This window comes from Lacticaseibacillus baoqingensis (genome assembly GCF_003946165.1).
GTDB classification, from domain to species: domain Bacteria; phylum Bacillota; class Bacilli; order Lactobacillales; family Lactobacillaceae; genus Lacticaseibacillus; species Lacticaseibacillus baoqingensis.
In genome coordinates, this window is record NZ_RHOI01000034.1 from 18,202 (window position 1) to 29,037 (window position 10,836).

The following is a 10,836-nucleotide window of genomic DNA, read 5'->3' on the forward strand; positions in this document are numbered from 1 at the left end:
GGACGCACATGCACAAGTGGCGACGGATCAATCAAGTGTTAGCTGGCGTCGTCTTGGTCTTGAGCGTCTTCGCGTTAGGTAAGTTAGGCATCAAGTGGTGGCAAATGCAAACTATTCACCCGGAAAAAACCGTGGTCGGCGCCCCTGAACCGTCCGCTCAAGCCGCTAGCAGCCAACTGGCGCTGGACGGCTTCAGCTATCGCACGAGTGTAGATTTTTTGGCTCAGCCGACTTTGGTGGTGCGCTACCGCTTGCACAATCGCGGCAAGGATGCGGCATTGCCGCAGTATGTGTTTGATAATAATGTCACCTTCGCCCAACAAACCGCCAGCGGTACGACCAGTGTCTTGGCGAGTACCACCGTCGCCAAAGGCAAGTTGAGTTATCTGGATCAAAACTACCAAGAAAATGGTGCGATCTTACTCAAACCGGGCCAAAGTGTCACCGTGATCGGGACTTACCGCCTGGAAAGTTTGAAGCGGCCAGCCACCTTGGCGGTGCGTGGCACCAAAAAAGCCCAGATCGCCCCTTGGCAATTGAAAGGGGTGCAAGCCCATGATTAAACCCTTGAAACAATTACTGTTGACGGTTTTGTTAGTGGCGGCCGCAGCGTTTCTCAGCGTGTACCTGTGGCAAGATCAGCTTTCCGCATTGTTGGTGCAGCACAATCATGTCACGGTGAGTCAAAAGGTGGTGCGCGCCAATCAGCATCACGCCAAAACTGCCGATTATCGCTTCGATCAAGTGCAGCCGTTGTCGCTGGCGCGGTTGAGTCAAGCAGCCGTGGCCAAGCATCAAGTCGCTGCGGTAGGCAAGCTGGTGATCCCAGCGGTGCAATTGAATCTGCCGATCGTCTTAGGCGTTGGGAATGCCGAGTTGGCGTTTGCAGCCGGCACCTTGAATGCTCACCAAAAAATGGGCCAGTCCAATTACGCTTTGGCCGGACACCACATGGCCCAAGATGAAAGGGTCTTGTTTGGGCCTTTGGTCAAAACCACGCTGGGGATGGTGGCGTATGTCACCGATATGACGCATGTTTATGCGTATCAAATCGATGCCCGCCGCTATCTCCCAGCGACTGCCGTCAGCGTTTTGAATCCCACTGCTGATCCGGAATTGACCTTGATCACGTGTGATGATGATGGTACGGGACGGTTGATGATCCAAGCGCGGCTGGTCCAGACATTTACCGTGGATCGCGCACCGCAAGCGTTGCAGAAATTGATCGCTGCGACGTGATTTTAGGAATAAATCTCACCGTTAGCGAGTCTGTAAAAACACCGGCGACGCGGCGGATTTAAATTCGACAAATGATTCTTAACGATATTGAAAAATATATTATCGATTTTCTGTTAACATGAAACCTGAAGATGTCTCCTGTCAGGCGATGAAGGGATGGGGAAGATATGGGCGAACCACAATCAACCAAAAAGCGGCTGAGCCGTTGGTTTTACATTTTTGCGACGCTGGTCACGGTTTTTGCACAAATGGCCGGGGTGGCGTCAGTGCGCCTTAACGCCGATGCTAACGTGACGGTCAGCGTCGATAAAACCAGCGTGAAAAAAGCCGACACCGTGGCGATTACCGTGGGGACCCCTGCAGGTGCCAGCAAGCCGACCACGATCAATTATCTCGGCTTCAAACTCAGCAGCACCAGCGGCTTGTCTTATAATGCCTCTAAATCCAATATTGATGGCAAAATGAGCAACTGGAAGCTTGATGTCGTCGGAGATGAATATCGCATCACCGCCAATAGCGAAGGCGACACCAGTGCTTGGCCGGTGACGTTATACTTCACCGTGACCAGCGATGACTTAGGCGCTTCTGGGATCACGGTAACGCCATTGCAAGAAGGCGTCACCGATCCCAGCCGTGCGATCACCATCAAATCGGCGGCTGATGCGACGACGCAAACACCGCCAGATACCAGCGGCACTGGCAGCACAACTACTGATACCACGACGACTGCCGGCAGTGAAATGACTTCTGACATCACCTCTGGGACCAAAGCCAGCTTGTTAGATCATCAAGGCGATGTTTATAACATTGGTGATACCGTTGATCTCAAACTGCAAGCCAATCTTGCTGATTACCCTTCTGGCACGCATGGCAAGGAAGTCGGGTTGAAGTTTTCCATCGGCGCATTAGGCACTTACTTGAAGTTTGACCCAGAAGCCACCACCGCGCTGCTCAAAGCCAACCACTATTTCTTGGATGGGCCTAAGCAAAGTACCGATGGCACCACTACGATTTATAACTACCGCGAATACACGCCTAATCCTGACAATCCTGCCGATACGTCAAAAACGACTGGCAAATCTTTCCAGATCTTCCAATTTGGGACGACCAATACCTTTAACTTTGCTTGGAATAACGAAGAAAGCGGGATCGTCACTGCGGCGGTTGCCTTCAAAGCCGTTAAAGATACGATCTTACCCGACAATTCTGGCGACGGGTATGCCACCATCACCCCAGTGTTGATGGCGAGTGCCAGTTCCTTAGGGGCCACCCCAATGGGGACGCCTTTGCGGATCCGGATCAATGATAACGGCATCGCCACCAGCGGCTATCAATTCGAAGCCCATGATCGCAGCAATGGCTGGGTCGCCGGCTTCCCGCTTTATGAGATGCAAACTAACGGGCAGCTGGCGATCATGGCGGATCGTGCTTCAGCCGCTGATTTTGCCAAGCAGACCATGATCCGCAAGGCAGTCATGAATGCGTCGCCTTATGATCCGACAACTTGGGGCAGCGGCGCGTTCACCGCAGCCGGGGCGGCGGTGATTTTACCGTTTATGACCACCAATACCGATGGGACGACGACTGGCAGCAGTACCCAGTTTAAGCCAGGAACCACCTATTCACTGAAGCCTTATAATGCCAACTATGCGCGGATCGCAGCGGGCAGTACGGGCCATGATTATTACTTGCCAGATTATGCGCCAAGCTTCACGTTAGATTCTAGCGGCAATCTTCAACTGGCCGCAGCGCCAAGCACGGCCAAAGCCAAGCCGGACCAGTTCAAAGTCGACAATACCAAGACGCCCAAAGTCATTGCCGCCAACTTGTACCATGTCAAGCAAGTGACCGTGCAAACCGCCGCTGGGGTCAAAGTGCCGAATGCCACGGTTAAAATGGGGAGCATGGAAGCCACAACAGGCAGTGATGGTACCGGCGAAATGGTGCCAACAGGGTATCAAGATAGCAAGACGGATCCCTTTTACTATCCGGCGCAAGCACCGGTTTTCCAAAGCATCAGCTTTGCCGCCAATGCGCCATATACCTACGATGGCAGTTTCACGACCAGCTTAAGCAGTGATGACAAGCTGTCTTTGACCAACGCCAAAAATGCCGCGGTTTCTGCTGATGGGCAAACGATCATTTTGACCGTTCAAGCCAAAGCAGGGCAGCAAGCTGGCGTTAAGATCAAAAAAGTCGATGCTGCCAGCTCAACGCCGTTGGCTAATGCGACCTTCAAGATCTGGAATGGCAACGCCACTGAAGATACTGCTAAGCTCACCACCGCGACGGATGCAACTGGCACCACTAGTTTTGCCTTGGCGAGTCTGAGCTTAAATGGGTTCTATTTTATCCAAGAACAAACCGCGCCAACGGGCTATACGCTGGATAAGACGCGCTACTATTTTGCCTACAATGACCAAACCGGGGTCACCGGGGTCGGCACTGCTGCTGACAATTTGAACGCGACTAAAGCCGGGCCGCTGCAAGTGGTCAATGGTACGCTGGTTTTTGCTGACACTAAGATCGCCGGTGGCAGCGGGACGCAAAATCAGGATAATGGGGGCACTTTGACCCTGAAAAAAACTGATTTTACCGATCGCACCAAAGGCTTGGCCGGCGTGACGTTCATCGCTAAGGAAGTCACCGCCGACAGCAGTACGCTCTTAGGCGACGGCCAGTCAGATGCCAATGGGGATGTGACGTTTAAGCTCGGACCGGCGACGACCAGCACCCGCACGATCGTGATTGCCGAAGATCCTAGTGTGATGCCGGCTCATTATGCTGGTACTGCTAACAGTTATAAGATCTTTATCGACGCGGCAGGCAACTATACTGTCGGCGAATACGGGGATACCAAAGGCAGCGATCGCTCAGCAGATGGCGTTTTGCAAGTCAAGAACAATCAGATCACCTTTGGGAATAAGCGCACGGCGGCAACGGCTGGTTTTAAGGTCAAAAAGACGGCCCTCGACGATCGCTACATCCCGCTGGTCGGCGGCAACAATGCGGGTAATCCATCCTTTACCTTGACTGAAGAGACCGTTAATGCTGACGGCACCGTGTCGGATACCGGCACCGGTAAAGTCATGCCCCTGGGCATCAACGGCATGACGGCTGATTTCACGACTGCATCAAGTACTGCCGAATTACATGTGATCAAGCTGATCGAAAGCGCCGCCCCGACTGGGTATGTCAAAAACCCAACGCCTTATTACGTGACTGTATCAGCGGATAAAGGCGTGGTCGGAGTCAGCAACAAAGCGGAGGTGTCAACGGCTGATCATACGCCGGACAATGTCGTGAAAATCGATGCCGATGGTACGGTCAACTTTGGCGATCAAAAAGCCACCGCAGATGCGGGGCAAACTGTGACGGTCAAAAAGTCGCTTTTCGGCGACACCGCCAAAGCCCTCGCCGGTGCCAGCTTCACCTTAACTGACATGGGCTCAGGCAATCTGACCAATGGCGCCGTGTTCAAACCGACTGCGGCGGCTACCGATAATAATGGCTTGCAGCAGTTCAAAGTGACCCCGACGCCTGACGGTCAATTGATCCGCATCTTTAAAGTCGATGAAACCACGGCGCCGGCAGGCTATGCCAAAGCCCAGCCTTATTATCTGTCTTGGAGTGAAAAAGCCGGCGTCATGACTGTCGGTAAGACAGTCGCCGAGGCGCAAAAACAAACGCTGACTTCAAGTGATCAAGTGGCCAGCCTTGAAAAAGGCACCGATAACAAAGGCATCATCAATATCGCCGATGTGCCGCAGCCGACTTTGACCTTGACCAAAGCCGACGCCACTGACACCAGCATCAAACTGCCAGGCGCCAAGATGGTCTTACAAGAAGTGAACACCAGCGGCGGGGCATTGACCGGCAGCGATAATCTCAACGCCTATAAAGCCACTACCGACCAAAATGGCCAAATCAAAGTGGCCTTACCAGGTCCAGCGACTCCAGGCACGAAAAAGATCTACCGGGTTATGGAAGATACCGCCCCGAATGGTTACAAGAAGTATGGGGCCAGCAGTTTTATCTTCTATACCGTCGGCACTGGGGTGACCGGCGTCGGTGCGACTTTCAGCAGCAAACCGGCTGCAACCAGTGATCCGCTGAGCGTGACGGGTGCTAGTGAGGTGCAGTATGTGGATGCCCCAAACATCGTCAAGATCCATGTCAGCTCACGGCTGGGTGGCCAAGCTGCGGACAAACCCAAAACTGCCCCAGTTGGAAACGTTGCTGTGACCTTGACGACCACGAGCTTGAGCACCCCTAAAACGACCACGTGGACGACAGACCAAAATGGCGAGATCACGCTGACGCAACCGCAACTATTAGCCGCAACAGGCCTCACCACCCCGCCAAGCGGGGATGTGGTCATGAAATTGCATGTGGACACGAGTGCGGTGGGCTTCACGCCGCCAATGGATCGCTTGATCAAGATCAATTACGTCGCCGGCAGTGGCAAGTTTGTAGTTTACACTGACACGACTGATGCCCAAAAAGGCTATGATGGGGCGGTGACTGATCATTCCAAGGATGCCAATATTCCAACGGGTGATTTAGGGATCTCGATCGCACATGATACCTTCAGTGTGGAAACGTTAGCCAAAGATACCGCTGGCAACTCGACGCCGATCGGTGGAGCCGTGTTTACGCTGCAGTATTTGGATGGCAGCACCGACTTAGGTACGGCCACGATCACCATCCCAGATAATGGCACCTTGCTGCTTCAAGATCCGGACACTTTATTGAACAAGCCTAATCAAGTGCCGATCGGTAAAGACCTGCGGGTGATCATCACGCAGCTTAAAGCGCCAGAGGGGTATTCCGTAGCCACCGGGTCAACCGAGATCGGCTATAACAGTGCCCGCGGCTATTCGCACATTCCGTTTTTCCCATCGACCAATCCCACCTTCCAAGATATTCCGAATGTCGGTGGGTTGGTGGACAGCTTAGGGGATGCGGACGCGTTTTCTTGGCAGTGGCTTTCAGATGATGGTTCAGTCCAAACGGATTTCTTCTCCTTTGGGGGCAGCCAGATCACGTATCGCCTGAAAGAACATGGCCTGACTTTGGATAGCGTGCCGGATAACTTGAATTTTGGCCAAGCCACGGTCAGCGATACCCAACAGAAATTACCGGTATTACCGGATACGGCAGCCAGTGATCAGCTGGCACAATGGCCGACGGATCAGCTGCCGCAAGGAGAGTCCAATACGGTCACGACTGAAGATGATGCGGATACTACCGGGCACAAAGTGTGCGCCCAAGTCACGCAAAAAGGGACGTATGCTGATGGCTGGCACCTTGATTTAACCATGGGAAACCTGGTTTCAGCTGACCAAAGCGATACGATCAGTGATGCGTCCTTATCGATGCAAAATGCCGCTAATACTAAAGATGGTGCCGCGCAATCAGGCTTGACTCCGAATAATCTGCAGCTGACGATGGGGGTTGCGGCGCGCATCATGGATACCGCCGCCAACAGCGCAGCAGGGGTGTATAAAGTGAATTGGAACGTTAACGATGTCAACTTGTTGATTCCCGCTAACGAAGGCAAACCGCATATGGATTATCATGCCAAGATGACCTGGAACTTAGTCGAAGGGCCGTGATCTTGAGCAAACAAAAGCCCGTCCAACTTTTTGGTTGGACGGGCTTTTGTGCTGGTCAAGGCTGCCGGCGCCGCACCATGATGATGGCGCCGATCAATGCCGCCAAGATCGCCAGCAAGAGTGCCACGAACCACGCAGGCAGTGACTGGTGTTTGGTGACGGCGGGCTGATTGGCTTGTTTGGCCGCTTCAAGCGGCGCTTTTTGGATGGTGAAGTCATGACCGAATGTCCAATGCTGTTGACCATTGGTCGCCGTCAGGTCCAAGTGGTACTTGCCTGCGGGTAAGGCCTTAGCGGTCGTGTTCAACGCTAAGGCAAACGTACTGTTAGGGGCTAAGTTCAACGCCGACTGAGTCGTTTTCAGGCGGGCTTTTGAATGGCCGGCTTGGGTGATCGCGGCTGTGACGGTGACATCGTGCATGATCGCGGGCAGCGGATTTTCCAACTTCGCAAAAACCAAGGCGCCAGCGGTGGTCAGTTTAGTTTTCACGCCATGGAATTGAAGCTGCGGGGTTAGCGCAGGTAAAGTTTTAGTCGCTTGCAACTGTACCGCAACCGTCACACTGACTTGATTGGTGATGCCCACACCGGCTTGCGTTTCCCCTGTCGTGTGGTCAAGTTTTTCGATGCGGATGCCGCCTAGCAAGATCCCTGACCAAGCCGTTTTTGGCGCTTGCAGCTGCACATGCACGCGTTTGGTACTGCGCGGGGCCACCGTCACCGTTTTAGGCTTGCTCAATAGCGTCTCGATATCAACGGCCAAACCCGTTGGGGAAGAGGCGGCATGCTGGCTATAGTCGATTTGGCCGGCGGCGCTGGTGGTGGCACGATTGGGACTGATGCGAAACCGATGGCTGCCGGTGTCGGTGTTTTGGAGCAATAGAGTGAGGTCTTGGGTGCTGCCAGGTTGCACCAATAAGTCAAAATAGTGCACATTAGGATCAAGCTGATTGCTTGGCAGCTCAGTTTTAACCGTAAAATTAGGTGATGCGGCCAGTACCGGTTGAGCACCACCCAGCCACCAGGCGCAACAGGCGAGTAAGGCAAAGATGAACTTCTTCATTGATAGTGTTTTAGCAGGAAACCCCTGATTTTAATCAGGTGAGGAATGCTGTCCTGTACCTGCTTCTCCTTTGTTGGTTTGACGTCTTTACACGGGAACGTGTGTTTGCTATAATTTCTGTGGAGGGATAGCCATGAAACAAGCCGTCACCCTAAAGATGCGCATCACACTTACTGCAGAGGATGCGTTGTTGTTACAAGAAACGATGCGCCAGTTTGCATTGGGCTGCCAACTGGTGTCGCAGTATGTCTTCGACCACGAATTTGTGCTTGATCAATATGCTCTGCATGAGGCACTGTATCGACAATTGCGCACAGAGTCTGGGTTAAAAGCTCAGATGGCACAGTCTGCGATCAGGCTCGTTGTTGGCAATTACAAGACCGTCCAGACTCAGATGAAGGATGAACCATATACCTTCCAGGATCGCTATACAGGCGCATGGACGCGATGTCCACGAGACCTCACTTGGTTGCGACAGCCATTACAGTATCGTCAGCCGCAACTCAAGCTGGTACGCAACCGGGATTGGTCGTGGTTGCAAGACGGTCGCCTTTCGCTTAACACGTTGGCCAAACGCATCCGCGTCACCCCGCATGTGCAAGGATTTGAGCAGTACTTGGCACCTGACTGGAAACTTGGTACAGCCACTGTAGTGCACACTGGAGGCCATTATTTCTTGCATATCGCAGCCACCAAGGAACTGCCTGCTGTCGATCGAACACAGCTTGAAAACATTGTCGGCATTGATCGAGGATTACGTTTTGTACTGGTCAGCCATGATACTGCTGGGCACACCAGCTTTGTTTCTGGCAAGGCAATTACCAACAAGCGGGCCAAATATAATCGCCTTCGCCAGCAACTGCAGCGTAAGCACACGAAATCTGCTAAACGGCGCCTAGGCCGGCTGTCAGGACGAGAGAACCGCTGGATGAGTGATGTCAATCATTGCTTGTCAAAGACACTCGTCGCAAATGCATCACCTAAAACGTTATTTGTCGTCGAAGACCTCACAGGAGTGCGTCAACAATCCAGAAGCCAAGCGCAAGCACGCCGAGAACTCCATTCGTGGGCCTTCTTTGAGTTAGAACAATTTCTTCGCTACAAAGCCGTTTTAGCAGGTTACGAAGTCGTTGCCGTTTCGGCTCAGTATACCAGCCAACGGTGTGCGCAATGTGGCCGAATCGATGAGACTCAGCGTGATCGCCAGCGTCATGAGTATCGCTGCACAGTGTGTGGTTACCAAAGTAATGATGATCGAATTGCAGCGATGAACTTAGTGACTCTGGGTCAGCAGTACGTGGCTGGTAACAACCAACCACGTTTTACTAAAGAAGTTATCGGGTAAACCTGATAACTGACGGGCAAAGTCAGCTGCCCGATGATGCAGTCGCAGTAGGTGGGAGCCTGAAAGGCGTTTGACCACTGTGTCAATGACACGCGAGCTGCAAGCCACCGAATTTTTTCGGTGGTGGTTGACGAGACACTTTTCCTCCGGATCTTTTCCCAAGTTACCCTAAGTTTAACAGCTTTTGCGGGACAAAAAAACACCATCCAGCAGGGGCATGGCGACAAAAAAACACCGATCATCAACAGATGATCGGTGTTTTGATGAGCCGTTAAATTATAGTTCGACAGGAACCAATTTAACTTGCTTGGTGCCCATCCAGCCACAGATTTCCTTGAAGGTATCGGTGATGGCTTGGGTGCCAGGGGCAAGGAGCTTACGAGGATCGTAACCCTTACCTTGCTTGTCCTTGCCAGCTTCGATATATTCACGAGTAGCTTTAGCAAAGGCAAGTTGGCATTCGGTGTTGATGTTCAGCTTGGAGATACCCATGGAGATCGCCTTTTCGACTTGATCTTGAGGGATGCCAGAGCCGCCATGAAGTACTAATGGCAAGTCAACAGCGTCAGCGATTTCTTGCAAGCGGTCGAAGTGCAGGCCCTTCCAGTTAGCAGGATATTGGCCGTGGATGTTGCCGATCCCAGCAGCTAAGAAGTCGATACCGGTTGCAGCTAAGGTCTTAGCTTCTTCAACAGAGGCTAATTCGCCTTCGCCGACAACGCCGTCTTCTTCGCCGCCAATAGAACCAACTTCAGCTTCAACGGAAATGCCCTTGCTGTGAGCCAAGGCAACGATTTCCTTGGTCTTAGCAACGTTTTCGTCGAAAGGCAAGTCATGGCCATCGAACATTACGGAGTTATAGCCGGCAGCAATAGCTTCCTTAGCAGCTTCGAAATCACCATGGTCAAGGTGAATTACAACTGGAACGGTGATGTCCATGGACTTAACCGTTGCTTCGATCAGTTGCTTGCAAAGTTCATAGCCGCCCATGTACTTCGCAGCGCCCATGGAAGTTTGGATCAAAACAGGAACGCCGAGTTCTTGAGCGCCCTTGAGGATCGCGCGGGTCCATTCAAGGTTGTTGGTGTTGAACGCACCGATAGCGTAGTGACCCTTACGAGCAGCTTGAAACAATTCAGTGCCGTGTACTAATGGCATGTATAGTTCCTCCTAAAGAATGAAAACTAAATTTTTTTACCCTTTCATTCTAACATAGATTTTCAGAATGTGCGTAGGAGTTTTTACCTCCAGTCCGCAATTTGATAACGATTGTTGCATCAGCAATGATGACGCTTTCTTAGACCTTTTTGTATGAAAAAAGGGTGATCAGCGCGTGTAACCGGAAACCAGTTACCTCGCGATCTGGGAGACCAATCTAAATATTGGTCTCCCTCGGCTTAGCTGGCGTGGTATGGTGGCGATACGACCCAACAGCCAGCACTGCTCAGCTTGCAACTCGCCAAGGCAAAGGCTAAGCGGTATCATGGTGGCATAGAGTCTTGTGGTGAACAGTCAAGTGAATGAGGTGAGGTTCTAGAAATATTTTTGGGTAGTTGAGCGTATACTACCCC

6 protein-coding genes are annotated in these 10,836 nt (G+C 52.3%); 4 read left to right on the plus strand and 2 right to left on the minus strand.

The features are described 5' to 3' along the window. The first annotated feature begins 8 nt into the window (after positions 1 to 8). The 3 genes from EKM91_RS11655 (at position 9) to EKM91_RS11665 (ending at position 6,857) form a co-directional block, all read left to right on the plus strand. The gene (locus tag EKM91_RS11655) at positions 9 to 563 is read left to right on the plus strand and encodes a DUF4352 domain-containing protein (protein ID WP_125754096.1); all 555 of its coding nucleotides are present in this window, start codon (positions 9 to 11) and stop codon (positions 561 to 563) included. After that, complete coding sequence (locus EKM91_RS11660; RefSeq protein WP_125754097.1) at positions 556 to 1,239, plus strand: class A sortase; 684 nt, start codon at positions 556 to 558, stop codon at positions 1,237 to 1,239. The genes EKM91_RS11655 and EKM91_RS11660 overlap by 8 nt, the downstream gene beginning before the upstream one ends. Positions 1,240 to 1,406: 167 nt before the next feature. Next, the gene (locus EKM91_RS11665) at positions 1,407 to 6,857 is read left to right on the plus strand and encodes a SpaA isopeptide-forming pilin-related protein (protein WP_125754098.1); all 5,451 of its coding nucleotides are present in this window, start codon (positions 1,407 to 1,409) and stop codon (positions 6,855 to 6,857) included. Positions 6,858 to 6,912: 55 nt separating this feature from the next. Here the strand turns inward: EKM91_RS11665 and EKM91_RS11670 are convergent, their stop codons facing one another. Next, positions 6,913 to 7,920: a WxLIP family cell surface protein gene (locus tag EKM91_RS11670; protein ID WP_125754099.1), complete on the minus strand. Its 1,008-nt coding sequence runs from the start codon at positions 7,918 to 7,920 to the stop codon at positions 6,913 to 6,915. Between the two features lie 133 nt (positions 7,921 to 8,053). Between EKM91_RS11670 and EKM91_RS11675 the strand changes: the two genes are divergently transcribed. Further along, a complete protein-coding gene (locus EKM91_RS11675; RefSeq protein ID WP_125754100.1) occupies positions 8,054 to 9,265 on the plus strand; it encodes an RNA-guided endonuclease InsQ/TnpB family protein in 1,212 nt (403 codons plus the stop codon). 276 nt (positions 9,266 to 9,541) lie between these two features. Here EKM91_RS11675 and fba read toward each other — a convergent pair whose 3' ends face one another. Then, complete coding sequence (gene fba / locus EKM91_RS11680) at positions 9,542 to 10,423, minus strand: class II fructose-1,6-bisphosphate aldolase (RefSeq protein WP_125754101.1); 882 nt, start codon at positions 10,421 to 10,423, stop codon at positions 9,542 to 9,544. Between the last annotated feature and the right edge of the window lie 413 nt (positions 10,424 to 10,836).

Excerpts from the sequence above, each read along its gene's own strand:
- EKM91_RS11670 (WP_125754099.1), bottom strand. The coding sequence starts at position 7,920 with ATGAAGAAGTTCATCTTTGCCTTACTCGCCTGTTGCGCCTGGTGGCTG.
- EKM91_RS11665 (WP_125754098.1), top strand. The coding sequence starts at position 1,407 with ATGGGCGAACCACAATCAACCAAAAAGCGGCTGAGCCGTTGGTTTTAC.
- EKM91_RS11655 (WP_125754096.1), top strand. The coding sequence starts at position 9 with ATGCACAAGTGGCGACGGATCAATCAAGTGTTAGCTGGCGTCGTCTTG.
- fba (WP_125754101.1), bottom strand. The coding sequence starts at position 10,423 with ATGCCATTAGTACACGGCACTGAATTGTTTCAAGCTGCTCGTAAGGGT.
- EKM91_RS11675 (WP_125754100.1), top strand. The coding sequence starts at position 8,054 with ATGAAACAAGCCGTCACCCTAAAGATGCGCATCACACTTACTGCAGAG.
- EKM91_RS11660 (WP_125754097.1), top strand. The coding sequence starts at position 556 with ATGATTAAACCCTTGAAACAATTACTGTTGACGGTTTTGTTAGTGGCG.